26 protein-coding genes are annotated in these 20457 nt (G+C 54.2%); 15 read left to right on the forward strand and 11 right to left on the reverse strand.

What is annotated here, in order from left to right:
• Positions 1-11: 11 nt before the first annotated feature.
• From AB6731_RS07455 to flgB, 5 genes are read right to left on the reverse strand one after another with little or no spacing between them, the layout of a single operon-like run.
• Complete coding sequence (locus tag AB6731_RS07455) at positions 12-767, reverse strand: flagellar basal body rod protein FlgF (RefSeq protein WP_014169559.1); 756 nt, start codon at positions 765-767, stop codon at positions 12-14.
• Positions 768-787: 20 nt separating this feature from the next.
• Complete coding sequence (flgE, locus tag AB6731_RS07460; protein ID WP_014169558.1) at positions 788-1996, reverse strand: flagellar hook protein FlgE; 1209 nt, start codon at positions 1994-1996, stop codon at positions 788-790.
• A 26-nt stretch (positions 1997-2022) separates the two neighbouring features.
• The gene (flgD, locus tag AB6731_RS07465) at positions 2023-2733 is read right to left on the reverse strand and encodes a flagellar hook assembly protein FlgD (protein WP_322415805.1); all 711 of its coding nucleotides are present in this window, start codon (positions 2731-2733) and stop codon (positions 2023-2025) included.
• Between the two features lie 11 nt (positions 2734-2744).
• Positions 2745-3149, reverse strand: a complete 405-nt coding sequence (gene flgC, locus AB6731_RS07470) for a flagellar basal body rod protein FlgC (RefSeq protein ID WP_013097138.1) — start codon at positions 3147-3149, stop codon at positions 2745-2747.
• Between the two features lie 3 nt (positions 3150-3152).
• Positions 3153-3569: a flagellar basal body rod protein FlgB gene (gene flgB / locus AB6731_RS07475; RefSeq protein ID WP_014169556.1), complete on the reverse strand. Its 417-nt coding sequence runs from the start codon at positions 3567-3569 to the stop codon at positions 3153-3155.
• Positions 3570-3726: 157 nt separating this feature from the next.
• Here flgB and flgA point away from each other — a divergent pair, with 157 nt between their 5' ends.
• From flgA to flgN, 3 genes are all read left to right on the forward strand, one after another.
• Complete coding sequence (gene flgA, locus AB6731_RS07480) at positions 3727-4386, forward strand: flagellar basal body P-ring formation chaperone FlgA (protein ID WP_020884679.1); 660 nt, start codon at positions 3727-3729, stop codon at positions 4384-4386.
• A gap of 93 nt (positions 4387-4479) precedes the next feature.
• Positions 4480-4773 carry a flagellar biosynthesis anti-sigma factor FlgM gene (flgM, locus tag AB6731_RS07485; RefSeq protein ID WP_014169554.1) on the forward strand — a complete coding sequence of 98 codons (294 nt, stop codon included), beginning with the start codon at positions 4480-4482 and terminating at the stop codon, positions 4771-4773.
• Between the two features lie 4 nt (positions 4774-4777).
• Positions 4778-5203: a flagella biosynthesis chaperone FlgN gene (gene flgN / locus AB6731_RS07490; RefSeq protein ID WP_025204463.1), complete on the forward strand. Its 426-nt coding sequence runs from the start codon at positions 4778-4780 to the stop codon at positions 5201-5203.
• Between the two features lie 59 nt (positions 5204-5262).
• Here flgN and murJ read toward each other — a convergent pair whose 3' ends face one another.
• The 4 genes from murJ to rimJ form a co-directional block, all read right to left on the reverse strand.
• Positions 5263-6798 (reverse strand): murein biosynthesis integral membrane protein MurJ, encoded by a 1536-nt coding sequence (gene murJ / locus AB6731_RS07495; protein ID WP_020884681.1) that lies wholly within the window; start codon positions 6796-6798, stop codon positions 5263-5265.
• Between the two features lie 191 nt (positions 6799-6989).
• On the reverse strand, positions 6990-7913 hold the full coding sequence (locus AB6731_RS07500) for a Gfo/Idh/MocA family protein (RefSeq protein WP_025204464.1): 924 nt from the start codon (positions 7911-7913) through the stop codon (positions 6990-6992).
• A gap of 2 nt (positions 7914-7915) precedes the next feature.
• Positions 7916-8566, reverse strand: a complete 651-nt coding sequence (locus tag AB6731_RS07505) for a YceH family protein (RefSeq protein WP_020884684.1) — start codon at positions 8564-8566, stop codon at positions 7916-7918.
• A 9-nt stretch (positions 8567-8575) separates the two neighbouring features.
• Entirely contained in the window at positions 8576-9160 is a 585-nt protein-coding gene (gene rimJ / locus AB6731_RS07510; protein WP_013097146.1) for a ribosomal protein S5-alanine N-acetyltransferase, read from the reverse strand.
• A gap of 236 nt (positions 9161-9396) precedes the next feature.
• Between rimJ and mdtH the strand changes: the two genes are divergently transcribed.
• The 9 genes from mdtH to AB6731_RS07555 all read left to right on the forward strand — a co-directional run bounded on the left by mdtH (position 9397) and on the right by AB6731_RS07555 (position 16093).
• Positions 9397-10605 (forward strand): multidrug efflux MFS transporter MdtH, encoded by a 1209-nt coding sequence (mdtH, locus tag AB6731_RS07515; protein WP_014169547.1) that lies wholly within the window; start codon positions 9397-9399, stop codon positions 10603-10605.
• A gap of 124 nt (positions 10606-10729) precedes the next feature.
• The gene (locus tag AB6731_RS07520) at positions 10730-11290 is read left to right on the forward strand and encodes a lipoprotein (RefSeq protein WP_020884685.1); all 561 of its coding nucleotides are present in this window, start codon (positions 10730-10732) and stop codon (positions 11288-11290) included.
• A gap of 126 nt (positions 11291-11416) precedes the next feature.
• On the forward strand, positions 11417-12463 hold the full coding sequence (gene pyrC / locus AB6731_RS07525) for a dihydroorotase (protein WP_020884686.1): 1047 nt from the start codon (positions 11417-11419) through the stop codon (positions 12461-12463).
• A 74-nt stretch (positions 12464-12537) separates the two neighbouring features.
• The gene (dinI, locus tag AB6731_RS07530) at positions 12538-12783 is read left to right on the forward strand and encodes a DNA damage-inducible protein I (protein ID WP_020884687.1); all 246 of its coding nucleotides are present in this window, start codon (positions 12538-12540) and stop codon (positions 12781-12783) included.
• 272 nt (positions 12784-13055) lie between these two features.
• The gene (gene bssS, locus AB6731_RS07535) at positions 13056-13310 is read left to right on the forward strand and encodes a biofilm formation regulator BssS (protein WP_008500827.1); all 255 of its coding nucleotides are present in this window, start codon (positions 13056-13058) and stop codon (positions 13308-13310) included.
• Positions 13311-13426: 116 nt separating this feature from the next.
• Complete coding sequence (solA, locus tag AB6731_RS07540; protein WP_047357227.1) at positions 13427-14545, forward strand: N-methyl-L-tryptophan oxidase; 1119 nt, start codon at positions 13427-13429, stop codon at positions 14543-14545.
• A gap of 59 nt (positions 14546-14604) precedes the next feature.
• Positions 14605-14718 carry a DUF2770 family protein gene (locus AB6731_RS07545; RefSeq protein ID WP_032670549.1) on the forward strand — a complete coding sequence of 38 codons (114 nt, stop codon included), beginning with the start codon at positions 14605-14607 and terminating at the stop codon, positions 14716-14718.
• Between the two features lie 228 nt (positions 14719-14946).
• Positions 14947-15513, forward strand: coding sequence for a cytochrome b (locus AB6731_RS07550; protein WP_371006098.1), 567 nt, complete (start codon positions 14947-14949; stop codon positions 15511-15513).
• A gap of 1 nt (position 15514) precedes the next feature.
• Positions 15515-16093 (forward strand): YceI family protein, encoded by a 579-nt coding sequence (locus tag AB6731_RS07555; protein WP_020884691.1) that lies wholly within the window; start codon positions 15515-15517, stop codon positions 16091-16093.
• Positions 16094-16134: 41 nt separating this feature from the next.
• Here the strand turns inward: AB6731_RS07555 and AB6731_RS07560 are convergent, their stop codons facing one another.
• The gene (locus AB6731_RS07560; RefSeq protein ID WP_020884692.1) at positions 16135-17184 is read right to left on the reverse strand and encodes a rhodanese-related sulfurtransferase; all 1050 of its coding nucleotides are present in this window, start codon (positions 17182-17184) and stop codon (positions 16135-16137) included.
• A 222-nt stretch (positions 17185-17406) separates the two neighbouring features.
• On the opposite strand from AB6731_RS07560, the gene AB6731_RS07565 reads away from it, so the two are divergent.
• The 3 genes from AB6731_RS07565 to AB6731_RS07575 all read left to right on the forward strand — a co-directional run bounded on the left by AB6731_RS07565 (position 17407) and on the right by AB6731_RS07575 (position 20163).
• The gene (locus tag AB6731_RS07565; protein WP_014169534.1) at positions 17407-18333 is read left to right on the forward strand and encodes a Kdo(2)-lipid IV(A) acyltransferase; all 927 of its coding nucleotides are present in this window, start codon (positions 17407-17409) and stop codon (positions 18331-18333) included.
• A 141-nt stretch (positions 18334-18474) separates the two neighbouring features.
• Positions 18475-19704 carry a multidrug efflux MFS transporter MdtG gene (gene mdtG, locus AB6731_RS07570; protein WP_032681267.1) on the forward strand — a complete coding sequence of 410 codons (1230 nt, stop codon included), beginning with the start codon at positions 18475-18477 and terminating at the stop codon, positions 19702-19704.
• Positions 19705-19788: 84 nt separating this feature from the next.
• Positions 19789-20163, forward strand: coding sequence for a MysB family protein (locus AB6731_RS07575; RefSeq protein ID WP_020884694.1), 375 nt, complete (start codon positions 19789-19791; stop codon positions 20161-20163).
• Between the two features lie 6 nt (positions 20164-20169).
• On the opposite strand, the gene AB6731_RS07580 is transcribed toward AB6731_RS07575, so the two are convergent.
• On the reverse strand, positions 20170-20397 hold the full coding sequence (locus AB6731_RS07580; protein ID WP_020884695.1) for a YceK/YidQ family lipoprotein: 228 nt from the start codon (positions 20395-20397) through the stop codon (positions 20170-20172).
• Between the last annotated feature and the right edge of the window lie 60 nt (positions 20398-20457).

The following is a 20457-nucleotide window of genomic DNA, read 5'->3' on the forward strand; positions in this document are numbered from 1 at the left end:
AAGGAGTCCTGTTAACTCATAGCCAGAAGTTGGTTAGCCTTGCCCGCGTTCTCATCAACGCTGCTGATAATCTTCATCTGCATTTCAAAACGACGGGCACTGGCGATCATGTCGGTCATCGCTTCGACCGGCTTGACGTTACTGCCTTCCAGAACGCCGGACATCACGCGGATGCTCGGATCGGCCTGTAACGTGGCACCCCGAGTGGCCTGGGTCGCCTGGGTCAGACGGAACATCCCGTCATCGCCACGCTGCACCTCTTTGCCTTCCGCCTTCACCAGTTTCAGACGCCCGACGGGCGCAACGGTATTGGCCGGATCGCCCGGGTTCAATGCCGAAATGGTCCCGTCGGCCGCGATAGTCAGCTCAGACCCTTCCGGCACCGTCAGCGGACCCGCTTCACCCATTACCGGATGACCCTGAATCGTCAGCTGGCCCGTGGCACTCACCTGGATGTTACCGTTACGGGTATATCCTTCACCGCCGTCAGCGGTCTGCACCGCCAGCCAGCCGTCCTGTTGCAGGGCAACGTCCAGCGGGCGTGAGGTGTAATCCATCTGGCCTGGCGTCATATCCGCACCCGGCGTAGAGGCCGTGACCAGCGTACGCGTCGGCAGGGAGAGCCCTTCCACCGGGACCGCACGCAGCGCATTAAGCTGCGCACGAAAGCCCGGTGTAGAGGCGTTTGCCAGGTTGCTGGCAGTAACAGCCTGCTGATTGAGCGTCTGGCTTGCCGCGCCCATCGCGGTATATATTGCGTGATCCATTGCGCTTTCCTGTCAGCCGCTTAACGCAGGTTAACCAGCGTGTTGAGGATCTGATCCTGGGTTTTGATGGTCTGCGCGTTCGACTGATAGTTACGTTGCGCGACGATCATGTTCACCAGCTCTTTACTCAGATCCACGTTAGACGCTTCCAGCGCACCGTTGGTCAGCGTACCGAAGTTACCGGAGCCCGCGGTACCCAGCAGCGCCACGCCGGAAGACTGGGTGGCAGACCAGACGTTATCGCCTTCAGACTTCAGACCTTCGTTGTTGGCGAAGTTAGCCAGCACGATCTGGCCCAGGGCCTGGGTCTGTTCGTTGGAGTAGTTACCCACCACGGTGCCGTCGTCGTTGATCTGGTAGCTCACCAGGTCACCCGGTTTGTAACCGTTCTGGTTGGTTGCCACGATGTTATTCGCGCCGGTGTTCTGCTGCATGGAATTGGCGAAGCTCATCGCAAACGTGGCTGGCGTTGCACCTGGAACGGTGCCGGTGGTGATATTGATGCTGCCGCCGCCGGTCAGTACGCCGCTGGTGTTGAAGGTCAGCGTGGTCGCCAGGGATGGCGTGCTTCCTGCAACGCTGCCGTCCTGGGCATAGACTTTCCAGGAGTTTGCCGGAGTCGCGTCTTTAACGTAAAACAGGTTCATGTTGTGCGCATTACCCTGGCTGTCAAAGACCGTCACCGTCCCTTTTTTGTTGTAGCTGTCAGGGTTGGTCGGATCAAAGGCCGTGGTTGGCGCGGTGTCAGTGGAGTTCAGGTTGATCTGCTGGGACGCGGTGGTGGTGGATTTCGCCGCCATCAAGGTCGTTGGGATATTGATCGCCTGCGGGTTAGCACCGGTCTGAACCGTTGGCGGGGTACCCGCAACAGGATAACCGGTTAATTGCAGACCCTGCATGTTCACCAGGTTACGGTTTTCGTCCAGTTTGAACTGACCGTTACGGCTGTAGAACACAGAGCCGTTGGAATCGACCATACGGAAGAAACCGTTCTGGCTGATGGCAACGTCCAGACCACGACCAGTGTTGGTCGTCGTACCGTCGGTAAAGTCCTGAGTGATGCCCGCAACTTTCACGCCCAGACCCACTTTGGAACCGGCAAACATATCTGCAAATGAGGCAGAACCGGATTTAAAACCATAGGTCGCGGAGTTGGCGATGTTGTTGCCAATGACATCCAGGTTGGTGGCCGCAGCATTCAGGCCGCTGACCGCTTGAGAAAAGGCCATGACTTACTCCTGATAAGTGTTAAGGCTTAGATAATCTGCCGAACTTCGTCGAGCGTGGTGGTACCTGAGGTACCCAAATCCAGTTTGTTACCGCCAGCGCCTTTAATCACGCCCTGAACCAGCGCGAACTGCAGCGGCTGCGCCACCAGTTGGGTGGTTCCGTTGCTGGCGCTGATCGCCACTTTGTAAGAACCGTTTGGTGCTTTCGTGCCGTCGGTCAGGCTGCCGTCCCAGGTAAAGGTGTGTACGCCTGCCTTCAGCTCACCAATGTCAATGGTGCGTACCACTGCCCCGCTCGCATCGCTGATCGTCGCAGTCACTTTGTCAGCCGGCTGCTGCAGCTCAACGCCAAACGGCGTGGTGGTCGTGGTTGACGTCCCATCGGTAGTGCTGGTGCCGGCAAGGATCGTGGTCCCCGGGATCATCACCCCATGACCAATGAGATTCGCAGCCTGCAGAGACTGGCTGTTGTCAATCTGACCGGAAACGGAGCCAAGGGTGGTGTTGAGTTTTTCAATGCCGCTGACGGTACTGATCTGCGCCAGTTGCGTGGTCAGCTCGTTGTTCTGCATCGGATTGGTGGGATCCTGGTTCTTCAGCTGCGCCACCAGCAGCGTCAGAAAGCTGCTCTGCAGATCGGACGCGTTACTGCCCGTCAGGGCGTTGGAACCCGTCGAACTTTTGGCGCCATTAACACCTGAGTTCGTGGGATCATTCACATTTACGGCGATGGACATGCATGTCTCCTTTACTGGCCGAGAGTGAGTGTTTTGAGCATCATGCTCTTCACGGTATTAAGCACTTCGACGTTTGCCTGGTAACTGCGTGACGCCGACATGGAGTTCACCATCTCACCCACCACATCCACGTTAGGCATTTTTACGTAACCGTTCGCATCCGCCAGCGGGTTGCCAGGCTCATACACCAGCTTGTCCGGTGCCTGGCTCTCAACCACATCAGAGACTTTCACACCGCCGGTGGCCGCACCTGGCGCCGCATCGACCTGAAAGACGACCTGTTTCGCACGATAAGGCTGACCGTCTGGTCCGGTCACGCTGTCGGCGTTCGCCAGGTTACTGGCGGCTACGTTCAGACGTTTGGACTGAGCGGTAAGCGCCGAGCCGGCGATATCAAAAATATTCAGCAAGGCCATTTATCAGTTGCCCCCCTGCAGGACGTTCATCATGCCTTTGATTTGTCCGCCGAGAACGGTCAGGCCTGTCTGGTACTTCAGGCTGTTATCGGCAAACTGTGTACGCTCCCGGTCCATGTCCACGGTATTACCGTCGAGTGAAGGCTGGTCGGGAATGCGATAAAGCAAATCGGTCGTTGGTGCGGTCATCGTCTGAGCGGGAATATGGCGTGAGGAGGTCAGCGCGAGCGCGACACCGCTCCCTTCTGCGCGTCCACGCTCCATCACTTTTTTAAGCTCACTGGAAAAATCAATATCGCGCGCCTGATACCCTGGCGTATCGGCGTTAGCGATATTGGCGGCTAAAATTTCCTGCCGCTGGGCACGTAAATTGAGCGCTTCCTGCTGAAAACGTAACGCGGCGTCGAGTTTATCGAGCATGTCTCCTCCGCTGATGGCAAAATTTCAGTTCACAGCTTAAATCTCAACCCATCCGCCTTATCGACGGAATAAGCGCAAAATGCGTCGCTATTTATTGCGTTGATGAAAAACCACTGCAGGTAGAATTCACTCAATTCTGGAAACGGTGGAACTTGCGATGCAAACGTTAAAACGTGGCCTGATGGCAACTTTCTTGCTTTTTAGCCCCCTGGTGCAGGCGGATGGTTTACAGGATCAGCTAAACACCTTTTTTGCCCAGAAGCTGGCGGGCTTTAGCGATGAAGTTGTCGTCACGGTACGCACGCCACCGAATCTGTATCCCTCCTGTGAGCAGCCGTCATTTACCGTGACCGGCACCACCAGACTGTGGGGGAACGTGAACGTGCTGGCACGCTGCGCCAACGAAAAACGGTATTTACAGGTTGCAGTCCAGGCGACAGGCAATTATGTTGTCGCCGCTGTTCCCATTGCCCGGGGTACCGCACTGCAGGCCAACAGCGTGACGTTGAAACGCGGCCGTCTGGATCAGCTGCCGCCACGGACAATGCTTGAAATTAACCAGGCGCAGGACGCCGTCAGCCTGCGTGATGTCGCACCGGGCCAGCCGATACAGCTGTCGATGCTGCGCCAGGCGTGGCGCGTCAAGGCGGGTCAGCAGGTGATGGTGGTGGCCAATGGAGATGGCTTCAGTATCAACAGTGAAGGGAAAGCGTTAAACAATGCCGCGGTGGCGCAAAATGCCCGCGTCAGAATGTCTTCAGGGCAGGTGGTTAGCGGAACCGTCGATTCTGATGGGAATATTCTGATTAACCTATAATCTTTTTAAAGATTTCGCTGCAGCTGCCGATAAATATTCAACTATTGATGATGTCAGGCGCCCACGCCGCGAACCCTCGATGAGGACAACACTATGAGCATTGATCGTACATCAGCCCTGAAGCCGGTAAGCGCTGTACAACCTCGCGAAACGAATGACGCTACGCCGCAGAAAACGCGTCTGGAAAAACCGTCAACGTCTAACAGCACCAGCGTAACCCTGAGCGATGCCCAGGCAAAACTGATGCAGCCAGGCGGCAACGATATCAACATGGAACGCGTTGAAGCGCTGAAAACGGCTATTCGTAACGGCGAGCTGAAAATGGACACCAGCAAAATTGCTGACGCCCTGATTCAGGAAGCGCAGAGTTTCTTACAGAGTAACTAACCGTATGAGTCGACTGTCAGAAATACTGGATCAAATGACGGTTGTCCTGAACGACCTGAAAACGGTAATGGACGCTGAGCAACAGCACCTCTCTTCCGGTCACATCAACGGCAGCGCGTTGCAGCGTATTACTGAAGACAAAAGCTCGCTTCTGGCGACGCTGGATTACCTTGAGCAGCAACGTCGCGCTGAGCAGGATCCTAAGCGCAGTGCTAACGACGATATCGTTGAGCGCTGGCAGACTATTACAGAAAAAACCCAGCACCTTCGCGATCTCAACCAGCATAACGGCTGGCTGCTTGAAGGTCAGATAGAGCGTAATCAGCAAGCGCTTGAGGTGTTAAAGCCGCATAAAGAAACCGGGCTGTACGGTGCGGATGGTCAGACAGCGACGGCACGTATTACGGGCGGGAAAAAGATTTCGATTTGAAGCATAAGCGACAAATCAAGCAGTGGGGAGCACCATAAGGTGAACTCCCCTTTTGGCGTTTATGCCGTACGGCGGGCAAACTCTTTCACTTTGAAGCCCAACACGGCGAGGGTGGCAAAGTAAGCCACAACCCCAACACCCACCACGGCCATCAGTCGCAGCAGACGATAAGGCATGGTGCCGAGCGACCACTCCGGCATCACGTGCATCATGCCGAGCAACGCCGCTGCCATCACCAGCACCGCGATAACCAGTCGCACAAGGAAACTCGCCCAGCCCGGCTGCGGCGTGAAGATATCCTGCTTACGCAGCTGCCAGTACAACAGCCCGGCATTCAGACAGGCCGCCAGACCAATAGACAGAGCCAGACCCGCGTGCTTCAGCGGGCCAATAAACGCCAGGTTCATCAACTGGGTCATCACCAGCGTCACCAGGGCAATCTTCACCGGCGTTTTAATGTTCTGACGGGAGTAGAACCCTGGTGCCAGCACTTTAACAACAATCAGCCCCATCAATCCCACCGAGTACGCCACCAGCGCTTGCTGAGTCATGGACGCATCATGGGCTGAAAATTTACCGTACTGGAACAGCGAGACGGTCAGCGGTTTCGCGAGGATCCCCAGCGCCACCGCGCTTGGCAGTGCCAGCAGGAAACAGAGGCGTAAGCCCCAGTCCATCAGGCGGCAATACTCATCATGGTTGCCGCTGGCAAAGCTTTTCGAGAGCGACGGCAGCAGAATCGTCCCCAGCGCGACGCCCAGTACGCCAGAAGGAAACTCCATCAAACGGTCAGCGTAGTACATCCAGGAGACCGAACCGGACACCAGGAAAGAGGCAAAGATGGTATTGATGATAAGTGAGATCTGGCTGACAGAAACCCCGAGGATTGCAGGTCCCATCTGCTTCATGACGCGCATTGCGCCAGCATCACGGAAATTAATGCGCGGCAGAACCAGCATGCCAATTTTCTTCAGATGCGGCAGCTGATATGCCAGCTGCAGGACGCCGCCCACGGTCACCGCCCAGGCCAGCGCCAGTACCGGCGGGTTGAAATGCGGTGCGGCAAACAGGGCAAAGCCAATCATGCTGACATTCAAAAACGTCGGCGCAAACGCCGGAACGGAGAAGCGGTTCCAGGTATTGAGGATTGCCCCCACCAGCGAGGCCAGTGAGATCAGCAGGATATAAGGAAAGGTAATGCGCAGCAGCTGGGTGGTAAGCGCAAATTTATCAGCGGTGTCGGCAAACCCCGGCGCGGTCACCATAATCACCCAGGGCGCAGCCAGCATCCCCAGGACTGTCACTATAGCCAGCGCCAGCGTCAGCAGCCCGGAGACGTAGGCGACAAATACCCGCGTAGCATCTTCGCCCTGCTTGCTTTTATATTCCGCCAGAATTGGAACGAAGGCCTGCGAGAAAGCCCCCTCAGCAAAAATACGGCGCAATAAATTCGGCAGTTTGAACGCGACGAAAAAGGCGTCCGTTGCCATCCCAGCACCAAAAACCCTTGCCACAATGGCATCGCGCGCAAAACCCAGTACGCGAGAAAACATGGTCATCGAGCTGACGGCTGCCAGCGATTTTAATAAGTTCATTAATATGAATTTCCACAACCATACGGCAAAACGCCTGCAGAGCAGGCGTAATGAATGCCCGACGGCGTTGCGCTTGCGCAGGCCTTCGGATTTGCAGGCCGGGTAGACGAAAAGCCTCCCGGCGAAACCAACAATCGGCGCTTAGTCTACCCGGATTTAAGGGAATTACTATCGGCAGATGTTACAGAGGGTTATTCACTCATGGCCTCTCGCCAGAGCCGTTCCACGATGCGTTGCGCCATGATGGCCTGTTCACCGGCGGTTTCCGGAACCGTCTGATTTTGCACGCAGCTAATGAAGTGACGGGCGCATCCCGCGAAGCCGCGTTGCTCCAGAGTGCTCTGCCAGCCCGGCGCCGGAAGCGTGACCACACCGTTGCCCTTCTCTTCACGCCACTCCCGCATGTCGGTGATGTCATACAGCGCACCGTCAGTGACGGCCTGGACAAACTCCCGCTGACTGCCCGCACGACGATGCATGCTGGTGGTCACCTGCAGATGTTCCAGCGCAAAGTGGTGCTCGGCGTAGACCATCTCGCCCAGATCGTTGGTCATCAAGGTCCCGCTTTTCAGCTGAGCCTGGCCGTTTGTCAGCCAGAGCGCCGTGTCCACCACGTGCAGATAATCATCGAGAAGCGTAAAGCGCAGATCGTTTGGCCCGACGCTGTCGGTACGGTGTTTATCCATCCTCAGAGAGGCCAGCGCGCCCGGCTGTGCCTTCAGCTGCTGATAAAGCGGAGCGAAGCGGCGGTTAAAGCCCACCATCAGCGTCAGGTTCTTGCGTGCCGCCAGCTCTATCAGTCGCTCGGCATCCTGAACGTTCTCCGCCAGGGGCTTATCCACACAGACGTGAACACCGGCATTCAGCAGTTCGCTGACCACCTGATAGTGCGTTGCCGTTGAGGTATGCACAAATACCGCATCGCACTCGCGGGCAAGATCCGACAGCGAAGCGGCGTATGGTATCCGCCAGGTTGCGCAGATGCGTTCAGCCTTCTCGCGGGTAGGTGACCACGCGCCCTGAAGCGTCCAGTCCGTTGCCGCGCCTAATACCGGTAACCAGGCTTTTTGTGCAATACCGCCAAGCCCCACCACGCCTACACGTAATTTTTTCACTGTTAATCTCCCAAATGTGCCAGCAGTGCGTCCAGGCGCTGCTTCAGCCCAGCGACCTCCTCTTCCAGCGCGTCCACGCGCGCCGTCAGGCTGCCGCTGACAACAGTGGACTCTTGTTCCGTTGCCAGCGTCGCGGTATCCACCTCGCCACTGAAGAGATGCATATAGCGGCTCTCACGCTTGCCCGGTTCGCGTGCCAGACGCACCACGTAAGGGCCATCCTCGCGGGTTGCAAGCCCTTCCAGGGTTTGTTCCACTTCCTGCATATCCGCAAACTCATGCATACGGGAAGCCCGCGTGCGCAGCTCGCCGGGAGTCTGTGCGCCGCGCAATAAGAGGGTCGTGATCACCGCCACTTCCGCGGCGCTCAACTTCAGGTCGCCGAATTCGGAATTACAAAAACGTTGTTCGTACTTGGTGACGCGGTTTCCGAAGCCGCTGACGGTGCGCAGATAATGGCGTTTCACCAGTTCATCCAGCACATCCTGAACGTCATGCTCGCTGAGGTTCATTACCGGCTCGCGGTTGGTCTTTTGGTTGCAGGCCATCATGACGGCGTTGACAGAGAGCGGATATTGCTCCGGCGTCGTGACCTGTTTTTCCAGCAGGCATCCGACGACGCGCGCTTCTGCACCGCTTAACTGATATTTCATCTCTTCTCCTTAGCGACCCGCTGTCCAGTCCCGGGTGGTTAATGCCGTGAGGACATGGTCGCGCCATTCTCCATCTATCAGCAGATAGTCTTTGGCGTAACCCTCTTTCTCAAACCCTAAACGCGCCAGCAAATTACCGCTGCGCTGATTATGCGGCATATAGTTCGCCATAATACGATGGATATGTTGCGTGCGTTGCATATAACGGATCGCCACCGTTAATGCTTCATACATCAGCCCCTGCCCCTGCCATTTCTGACCGATGGAGTAGCCGAGGTAGCAGGCGTGAAACGATCCGCGCACGACGTTTGAAAAATTGGCGATGCCGATGATCTCTTTTTCTTCAGGATCCAGCAGCGCAAAATAAAACGCACTTCCCTGCTTATGAAATTCCGCAATCATACTGAGGCGCGCCTGCCAGCCGGATGGGTAACAATGGCTCTCATCCCGAACGGGTTCCCAGGGTTTTAAAAACTGGCGATTCTCGGCGTAATAATCCGCCAGACGCCAGGCATCACGCTCATGCACCAGACGAACGACCAGCCTGTCCGTTGTCAGACGCACTTTTGGCACATTACTGCGATAGCCAAACATCGATACCACTCCTTCCCGTCACTTCTGCTGACCCATTAGCTTTACTATACCTGTGCCTGCGCCGTCTGTGAAAACAGTGACATACCATTTTGACCTCTTTTCACATTTTTCGATGAGAACTCTCTATCAAAGCGCTCTTTTGATAAAAAAATATTGTCACGCTCAGGGGTGGGAAAACGCGCATTAACCCCGCAGAATGTTAGCGTGCTCACCATCCTGTTTTCCCTGGAGGGAAAATGTCCCGCGTATCACAGGCGAGGAGCCTGGGTAAATATTTCCTGCTAGTCGATAACATGCTGGTCGTGCTCGGCTTTTTTGTCGTGTTTCCTCTTATCTCGATCCGCTTTGTCGATCAGATGGGCTGGGCGGCGCTGATGGTTGGCATCGCGTTGGGGTTACGCCAGTTTGTCCAGCAAGGCCTTGGGGTGTTTGGCGGCGCCATTGCTGACCGCTTCGGCGCGAAACCGATGATTGTGACCGGTATGCTGCTTCGTGCGGCAGGCTTTGCCACGATGGCGGTTGCCCATGAGCCCTGGCTTCTGTGGTTCTCCTGCTTTCTCTCCGGGATCGGCGGAACCCTGTTTGACCCGCCGCGCACCGCGCTGGTGGTGAAGTTAATTCGCCCGCAGCACCGCGGACGTTTCTTCTCGATTTTGATGATGCAGGACAGCGCGGGCGCGGTAATTGGCGCGCTTCTGGGGAGCTGGTTGCTGCAGTACGATTTCCGTCTGGTCTGCGCGGCTGGCGCGGTGCTCTTTATTCTGTGCGCCCTCTTTAATGGCCTGTATCTGCCCGCATGGAAATTGTCGACGGTGAAAGCGCCGGTACGCGAAGGGCTGGGCCGCGTCCTGCACGACAAACGTTTTGTCACCTACGTATTGACCCTGACGGGTTACTACATGCTTGCCGTGCAGGTGATGCTGATGCTGCCTATCATGGTGAATGATATTGCGGGAACCCCGGCCGCCGTGAAATGGATGTACGCCATCGAAGCCGCGCTTTCGCTGACGCTGCTCTATCCGATTGCCCGCTGGAGCGAACGGCGTTTTCGCCTGGAGCATCGTCTGATGGCCGGGCTGTTTTTAATGACGCTGAGCATGATGCCCATCGGTCTGGTGAATTCTCTCCAGCAGCTGTTTACGCTGATTTGCACCTTCTATATCGGCTCTATCATCGCCGAGCCGGCTCGTGAGACGCTGAGCGCCTCGCTTGCAGATGCACGTGCCCGCGGCAGCTATATGGGGTTCAGCCGACTCGGCCTGGCCTTTGGTGGGGCTTTGGGTTACGCCGGCGGCGGCTGGCTGTTTGATGCAGGCAAAGCGCTGAATCAACCGGAACTGCCGTGGATGATGCTCGGCGCGGTGGGCTTTATGACGCTGCTGGCCCTCTGGTGGCAGTTCAGCCAGAAGCGCAGCGCAAGCGGTATGCTCGAACCGGGCGCGTAGCCCTTCCCTCTGGCGGGAGGTCGCTCCCGCCTCACTTCTCAGTTTTTTCTGCTGGTTTCTGCCATTTCACACTGACATACTGACGTAACAGGACAGAAGCGCCGATTTTTCGTTGAGGAACACTATGAAGAAAATTGTCATTGCCGCTGCATTCATTGTCAGCGGTCTGCTGGTGGGCTGTAACCAGCTTACGCAATACACCGTCAGTGAACAGGAAATTAATCAGGCGCTGGAAAAACATAACAACTTTTCAAAAGACATCGGCGTGCCCGGGCTTGCCGATGCGCATATCGTCCTCAGCAACCTGACCAGCCAGATAGGACGTGAAGAGCCAAACAAAGTGACGCTGAACGGGGATGCAAACCTCGATATGACCTCCCTCTTCGGCAACCAGAAAGCCAATATCAAGCTGAAGCTAAAAGCGCTGCCGGTCTTTAACAAAGAGAAAGGGGCTATTTACCTGCAGGAGATGGAAGTCGTCGATGCGGAAGTCACGCCGGACAAGATGAAATCTGTGCTGCAAACCCTGATGCCTTATCTGAATCAGTCGCTGCGTAACTATTTTAATCAGCAGCCAGCCTATGTCTTAAGTGAAGACAAGAGCAAGGGTGAAGCGCTTGCGAAAAAGTATGCTAAAGGGATAGAGGTGAAACCGGGAGAAATCATTATTCCCTTCACTGATTAATCCGTAGGGCGCCGAGGCGCCCTTTTTTTTACGGAAAAGTGTGCAAACGAAAACGTTTCCGCATATGATTTGTGTCCGGCAAAAACAGCCATCCGAATGACTGATTCCTGACAAGCCGGAGCTTCCATGACTGCACAACCCCAGGTTCTTAAAATCCGCCGCCCTGACGACTGGCATATCCATCTGCGCGATGGCGATATGCTCAAAACCGTCGTGCCTTATACCAGCGAAATTTATGGCCGCGCGATTGTCATGCCTAACCTGGTGCCACCAGTCACCACCGTCGATGCCGCAATGGCGTATCGCCAGCGCATTCTGGATGCCGTCCCGGCGGGCCATGATTTCACCCCGCTGATGACCTGCTACCTGACCGATTCCCTGGATCCAAACGAAGTGGAGCGCGGGTTTAACGAAGGCGTATTCACCGCTGCGAAACTTTACCCGGCCAATGCCACCACCAACTCCAGCCACGGCGTTACCAGCATTGATGCCATCATGCCGGTGCTGGAGCGTATGCAGAAACTGGGTATGCCGCTGCTGGTTCACGGTGAAGTCACGCATGCCGAGATCGACATCTTTGACCGTGAAGCCCGTTTTATCGACTCCGTGATGGAGCCCCTGCGTCAGCGCCTTCCCGCGCTCAAAGTGGTCTTCGAGCACATCACCACCAAAGATGCCGCTGAGTATGTCCGCGACGGTAACGAGCTTATCGCCGCCACCATCACGCCACAGCATTTGATGTTTAACCGTAACCACATGCTGGTTGGCGGTGTACGTCCGCATCTGTACTGCCTGCCGATCCTCAAGCGTAACATTCACCAGCAGGCGCTGCGCGAACTGGTTGCCAGCGGTTTCTCCCGCGCGTTTCTGGGCACGGATTCCGCACCTCATGCGCGTCATCGCAAAGAAGCAAGCTGCGGCTGTGCGGGCTGCTTTAATGCCCCAACCGCTCTCGCCAGCTATGCAACCGTGTTTGAAGAGATGAATGCCCTGCCGCATTTCGAGGCGTTCTGCTCACTCAATGGCCCCCGTTTTTATGGGTTGCCGGTCAATGAGACCTTCATTGAGCTGGAACGTAAAGAGAGCCAGGTTGAGGAAGCCATTCCACTGACCGATGACACGCTGATCCCATTCCTGGCAGGTGAAACCGTTCGCTGGACGGTAAAACGCTAAAAAATCAGTGCCCCTTGTTGTCAAACCGATAATATACCTGTATAAATAAACAGTATATTACACAGGGGGCATTTATGCGTATTGAAGTCACCATAGCCAAAACTACTGTTCTGCCTGCCGGCGCGCTTGATGCGCTTGCAGGCGAATTATCCCGTCGTATTAACAACACCTTTCCCGAAAACGATGGTGCCGTAACGGTGCGTTACGCGGCCGCAAACAACCTCTCCGTCATTGGCGGCGCGAAAGAAGATAAAGCGCGTATCACCGAAATCCTGCAGGAAACGTGGGAAAGCGCCGACGACTGGTTCATCACAGATTAACACTGCTCCCTCATTGTGTTTTTTTGCCGGGTCGCCCCGGCTTTTTTTCGCCTGAAAATCCAGAAAGTTCAAATTAATTCGGCAACTTCTTTAAAAATCGTGAACAACATGGTGTTTTATTGTTCGAACAATCCTAAAAAGCAGAAAAATGTGTTGCTAGCTGTTTATTTTTCCCTTAGGAACCCTTATTACTTGTATACTGAAGTTGCTTCAGAAAAACATGCATTGAACCTCGAAGTCGTTGTCTTCTAACACGCATTATGGGGGTTATAATGGAAAAGAATAGCGAAGTCATCCAGACCCACCCACTCGTTGGCTGGGATATCAGTACCGTAGACAGCTACGATGCACTGATGCTGCGTTTGCACTACCAGACCCCAAATCAGCTGAACCGTGAAGAAGCGGAAGTTGGACAGACGCTGTGGCTTACGACAGACGTCGCCCGTCAGTTTATTTCTATTTTGGAAGCAGGCATCGCAAAAATAGAATCTGGCGACTACCAGGAAAATGAGTATAAACGGCATTAGCGTTTAGCCCACTTTTCACTCTACAGGCACCCTCGGGGTGCCTTATTTATTTCTCCCTTGTATAAGCCCCCGATGTTAATTACTCTGCTAACAAAGCGTTAGTTTAAGAGATGCCCATGAAATATGATCTGATTATTATTGGTAGCGGCTCCGTTGGTTCTGCCGCCGGATATTATGCCACCCAGGCTGGCCTCAAGGTTCTGATGATAGATGCCCATCTTCCCCCTCATTCAGAGGGAAGTCATCATGGCGATACTCGCCTCATTCGTCACGCCTATGGTGAAGGCGAGCGCTATGTCCCGCTGGTACTTCGCGCGCAAGCGCTCTGGGACGAGCTGGCAAAACAGACTGAGGAACGCATTTTCGAACGCACGGGCATCATTAACCTTGGTCCTGCCCGCTCTGATTTTCTCGCCAGCGTCGAACGCAGCGCAAAAACATTTAACCTGGACGTTGAGAAGCTCGACGCGTCCGGGATCATGTCGCGCTGGCCGGAAATCACCGTCCCGGACGATTATGTTGGTCTCTTTGAAGCCCATTCTGGGGTGTTGCATTGCGAAACAGCAATAAAAACCTGGATAGCGCTGGCCGCGAAAGCAGGCTGCGCCCAGCTTTTCAATTGCCCGGTCGAGGCCATTAAACATGACGCTGACGGCGTCACGGTGACAACCCTGGACGGAGAGTACACGGCCTCCCGATTGCTCATCAGTGCAGGTACCTGGGTAACCCGTCTGCTGCCAGACCTGCCCGTACAGCCGGTGCGCAAGGTCTTCTCCTGGTTCCAGTCTGATGGCCGTTACAGTACGCAGAATAAATTCCCGGCGTTCACCGGCGAGTTACCCAACGGCGATCAGTTCTACGGCTTCCCTTCGGATAAAGACGCGCTCAAAATCGGGAAACACAATGGGGGACAAATTATCTCCTCTCCTGAAGAACGTAAACCGTTTGGCGCCTACCCACAGGATGGCTCTGAAGCCTTCTCGTTCCTGCGAAATATTCTGCCGGGCGTCGGTGGCTTACTCTATGGCGCGGCATGCACCTACGACAACACCCCGGACGAAGACTTTATTATCGATACGCTGCCCGGGCATGAGAACACATTGCTCATCACCGGTCTGAGCGGTCACGGCTTTAAGTTCGCGTCGGTGCTGGGTGAAATTGCCGCGCAGTTTGCCCAGGGTATTACACCGCAGTTTGATCTGACGCCCTTCTCTCTTTCACGTTTTAACGGATAATCCACCACGGGCTTCGGACGTTCCGGAGCCCGTCTTTTTGTTACGGTTTGCGGGGCGCTATGCGCAAAGTTGTGGGTTTTCTCATCAATAATATTCGTGAGCATTTGATGCTCTATATCTTATTGTGGGCGCTGCTGGCCATCATTGATTTTATTTACATTGTATTTTACTGAAAGCCTGCCTGACATTTATTGACATTACTTTATATTTACTTAAGTTAGAACAATTCCTCAATTAGCCCTTTGTTAAGTCTTGCACGAAGACATTGAATTACCTTTGCGGATCATTTTCAAAACCGCTGAAATAAATAAAATAAAAATCAATATCGACTTATTTCAGTTGCAATATCATTCCTTCCCGTTCATTTTTACTGCTCTGTTTATTTGATAATGGTAATCCTGATGCAATTGCGTAACACCTCCCGGCGCTATGGAATAATATCCATAAGCTTGCACTGGATATTTGCTATTGCAGTCTATGCCATGTTCGGACTTGGCCTCTGGATGGTGACGCTCAGCTATTACGATGGCTGGTATCACCAGGCCCCGGAGCTGCATAAGAGCATCGGCGTGCTGCTGATGATGGGGTTGGTTATTCGCGTGATCTGGCGACACATTTCACCGCCGCCTGCCGCGCCAAAGACCCACAGTAAATTTACCCGTATCAGCGCTGTTGCCGCGCATATTACGCTTTATGCGCTGCTCTTCGCTCTTCTGATCAGCGGCTATCTCATCTCGACAGCAGAGGGTAAGCCAATAAGCGTTTTTGGCATTTTTGATGTCCCGGCAACGCTTGCCGATGCGGGATCACAGGCCGATATTGCCGGGGTGATTCACCTCTGGCTGGCATGGAGCGTGGTTATCCTGTCCGTGCTGCACGGGCTTGCCGCCTTTAAACATCATTTCATCGATAAAGACGATACGCTAAAGCGCATGCTTGGCCGCTCGTCAGTTGACTCTGGAGCTTAAAATGAAAAAACACCTGCTGGGTATCGCACTGGGTTCTCTGTTATTTACCACCGGCTCAGCCGTTGCTGCTGACTATAAAATTGATAAAGAGGGCCAACATGCTTTCGTCAATTTCCGTATTCAGCATCTCGGGTATAGCTGGCTGTATGGCACCTTTAATGATTTTGACGGCACATTCAGCTTTGACGAAAAAAATCCTGCCGCCGATAAAGTCAACGTGACCATTAATACCAACAGCGTCGACACCAATCATGCAGAACGCGATAAACATTTGCGCAGTGCGGAATTCCTGAACGTGTCTAAATTCCCACAGGCCACCTTCACCTCCACGGAAGTGAAAAAAGATGGCGATAAGCTGGATATTACCGGCAACCTGACGCTCAACGGCGTGACAAAACCGGTTACGCTGAATGCAAAATTAATGGGCCAGGGTGACGATCCGTGGGGGGGTAAACGTGCCGGATTTGAAGCCGCAGGTAAAATTCACCTGAAAGACTTTAATATTACTACCGATTTGGGCCCGGCTTCTCAGGATGTCGAACTGATTATTTCCGTTGAAGGCGTTCAGCAGAAGTCTTAATAACGACGCCCGGCAGGCTTTCACACTGCCGGGCATCAGCCTTATTCAGGGTCGGGAATACCCAGTTTGGTGTTCAGACGGCCACGGGATTTATTAAAAATCTTGTTACCGTTTTCCCGTCCTGCACGACGACGGCGCTGCTCCTCTTCCGGCAGCATACTCTCTTCACTGCACAGTTCGCTGCAGCATCCGTTAAATTTCTCGGCACAGGCCGGACACTGAATAAACAGCAAATGACATCCGTCATTTTTGCAGTTGGTATGAGTATCACACGGCGTACCGCACTGGTGACAGTGGGCAATCACATCCTCTGAAATACGCTCGCCCATTCGTTCGTCAAAGACAAAGTTCTTACCGATAAAACGCACCGGTAAACCCTGCTCACGGGCACGGCGGGCGTACTCAATAATGCCGCCTTCAATGTGCCAGACCTTATTAAACCCGTTGTGCTTCATCCAGGCGCTGGCCTTCTCACAGCGGATCCCACCGGTGCAGTACATCACGATCTTTTTATCTTTATGTTCCTGCATCATCTCAACCGCTTTTGGCAGTTGCTCGCGGAAGGTATCAGCCGGAATTTCCATCGCGTTTTCGAAATGCCCCACTTCGTACTCATAATGGTTACGCATATCGATGAACACCGCATCCGGATCGTCCAGCATCGCATTCACTTCCGCCGCTTTCAGGTATTCCCCGACATCAGCGGCGTTAAACGCCGGATCGTCAATACCGTCCGCGACAATGCGTTCACGCACTTTCATGCGCAGTACCCAGAATGATTTACCGTCATCATCCAGGGCAATGTTCAGGCGTACACCGTTGAGAGCCGGATCGAACCCGTAAAGCAGGTCGCGGAAGGCGTTTACTTTGCTTTCCGGTACGCTGATCTGGGCATTGATGCCTTCACGGGCAAGATAGACGCGACCGAAAACATTCAGCGTCGTGAAGGCCTGATAAAGCGCATCGCGGGTCGCTTGTGGATCGTTGATGGTGAAGTATTTGTAGAATGAGATTGTCGTGCGCGGTTCGGTTTCAGCCAACATACGCGCCTTTAACATCTCATTCGAAACGCGGTTGTGTAACACTGGCATGGTGTACAAGTCCTGCAATCGTTAGAGAGAATGAAAAATCGGTCGGCATCATATAGCAAACAATGACAATTTACATCCACACAATTTACGCTACATTTCACACACCCTAGTTAGTCAGACTTAACAATTGCTGCATTCGTACACGTTTCGAAGACAGACATTTTGGCTACGCCTCAAAAAATGAGACAATAGCTAAACAGGACGTTAGAACACAGGAAAGACATGACCCAGTTACCGAAATTTACTGTCGCCCTTTTGCATCCCCGCTATTGGTTGACCTGGCTTGGCATTGGTTTTTTATGGCTGATGGTCCAACTCCCTTACCCTGTGATTTTCCGTGTGGGCAAATGTGTGGGTCGTATTGGTCAAAAATTCATGAAACGCCGCGCCAGGATTGCCTACCGCAACCTTGAGCTGTGCTTCCCGCAGATGAGCGAGGCGGAACGTCATGAGATGGTTACCAGGAATTTCGAATCCGTTGGCATGGGGCTGATGGAAACCGGTATGGCGTGGTTCTGGCCAGACAAACGGATGGCCCGCTGGAGTGAAGTCACCGGGACAGGTATGGAGCCTGTGCATACGCTTCAGGCCAATAAGACAGGCGTACTGCTGATTGGCGTGCATTTTCTGACGCTGGAGATCGGTGCGCGTATGTTTGGCATGCAGGCACCCGGTATTGGTGTTTATCGCCCTAACGATAACCCGGTGATCGATTTAATCCAGACCAACGGCCGTATGCGCTCCAACAAAAGTATGATCGACCGGAAAGACCTGAAGGGGATGATCCGCGCGCTGAAATCAGGTGAAGTGATCTGGTATGCCCCTGACCACGATTATGGCCCGCAATCCAGCGTATTTGTCCCGTTCTTCGCCGTTGAAGAGGCGGCCACAACCACCGGTACCTGGATGCTGGCGAAAATGTCCAAAGCCGCGATCGTCCCGTTTGTCCCGCGTCGCAAGCCGGATGGCTCAGGCTACGAGTTAATGATGCTCGAGCCGGAACTCGCGCCGCCGCTGGACGATGCGGAAACGACCGCTCGCTGGATGAACAGAGTGGTTGAGAAATGCATCATGCTCGCGCCGGAGCAGTATATGTGGCTCCATCGTCGCTTCAAAACGCGGCCAGAGGGTATGCCGTCGCGCTATTAATTTTCCGTGCGGCCATCAGGGCCGCACGCTCATTTAGCTTTAAAAGCTCCTCCGCATTGCAGCGATCATAACCCAGGCGCATACTTAGCAGGCTTATTACTTCAGGCCTATGGTGCTCTGCACCTCATTATGCGGATTGTTATGTCACCCTCAGATGCCCCCATAAACTGGAAGCGTAACCTCACGGTTGCGTGGCTTGGCTGTTTTCTCACCGGTGCGGCGTTTAGCCTGGTGATGCCCTTCCTGCCGCTTTACGTTGAACAACTTGGCGTCACCGGTCACAGTGCGCTCAATATGTGGTCTGGCCTGGTCTTCAGTATCACCTTTCTCTTTTCCGCGATTGCTTCGCCCTTCTGGGGTGGCCTTGCCGATCGCAAAGGACGAAAGATCATGCTGCTGCGTTCGGCACTGGGGATGGCCATCATCATGGCGCTGATGGGCCTTGCGCAGAACGTCTGGCAATTTCTGATTTTGCGCGCGTTACTGGGCCTGCTGGGGGGCTTTATTCCTAACGCAAATGCGCTCATCGCCACCCAAATTCCGCGACACAAAAGCGGCTGGGCGCTCGGCACGCTCTCCACCGGTGGCGTGAGCGGCGCATTGCTGGGACCGCTGGCAGGCGGGCTGCTGGCGGATAACTACGGCCTGCGTCCGGTCTTTTTCATTACTGCCAGCGTCCTTTTTCTCTGCTTTATCGTCACGCTGCTCTGTATCCGTGAACGTTTCACCCCGGTCCCCCGAAAAGAGATGCTCCACGCACGGGATGTGCTGACCTCGCTTAAAAATCCCAGGCTGGTGCTAAGCCTGTTCGTCACGACCCTGATTATTCAGGTAGCAACCGGGTCGATTGCCCCTATTCTGACGCTCTACGTTCGCGATCTGGCCGGTGACGTCAGTAATATTGCGTTTATCAGCGGGCTTATCGCGTCGGTGCCCGGCGTGGCAGCGCTGCTCAGCGCCCCGAGGCTGGGAAAACTGGGGGACCGCGTGGGCCCGGAAAAAATCCTGATATGCGCCCTGGTGATTTCCGTTCTGCTCCTCATTCCGATGTCGATGGTACAAGCGCCGTGGCAACTTGGCCTGCTGCGTTTCTTACTGGGAGCGGCAGACGGCGCGTTACTGCCTGCGGTTCAGACCCTGCTGGTGTACAACTCAACGAACCAGATAGCCGGCCGCATTTTTAGCTATAACCAGTCATTTCGCGATATCGGCAACGTCACCGGACCGCTTGTCGGAGCCGGGATTTCCGCCAGTTTTGGTTTCCGCGCCGTGTTTATCGTCACCGCGGGCGTGGTGTTGTTTAATGCGATTTATTCGTGGTTCAGTTTATCGAGGGCTTTACGACCAGTCGTTAATAAGACAAACGCGTGACAGCTTATTTTTGCATTCATACTTGCAGAACCCGATATTCAGCTATTCTTTCCCTGAAACCTTCAGGAAAACAGGGAGACACCAATGACCATGTACGCCACACTGGAAGAAGCTATTGATGCCGCTCGTGAAGAGTTCCTCGCCGATAATCCCGGCGTTGAGGAAGAAAATGCTGACGTGCAACAACTTAATATCCAGAAATACGTTCTGCAGGACGGGGATATTATGTGGCAGGCCGAATTCTTTGCTGATGATGGCGAGGAAGGAGAATGTTTGCCGGTCCTGAGCGGAGAAGGTGCGCAGGCCGTCTTTGATGGCGACTATGACGAAATCGAACTACGGCAGGAATGGCTTGAAGAAAACACCCTGCACGAGTGGGATGAGGGCGAATTTCAGCTCGAGCCGCCGCTGGATACGGAAGAAGGACAGACCGCAGCCGATGAGTGGGATGAGCGTTAATTTCCCCTATTCATAAGGGCCGTGCTGAGCGTCGATCGGCAGCAATAGCGTATCGAATACCAGTGAAAACGGTAAATCGAGCACGGTGAGATAGCGCCACGCTGAGTCACGTACATCCCATTTTACCCCGGGGTAGTACTGATTACCGTGGCCTTGCCCTGGAATGGTGCGGCTGATGATGCTGCCACAGCCGCTGAGTAAACACGCCATCATCACGGCGAGGATTATTTTCATCAATGACCTCTAAAAAAATACCGGCTTTTCAGCCGGTATTTTATTTGCCGGGTAGCGTAA

This window comes from Enterobacter sp. RCC_40, assembly GCF_041360735.1.
Classification (GTDB): domain Bacteria; phylum Pseudomonadota; class Gammaproteobacteria; order Enterobacterales; family Enterobacteriaceae; genus Enterobacter; species Enterobacter ludwigii.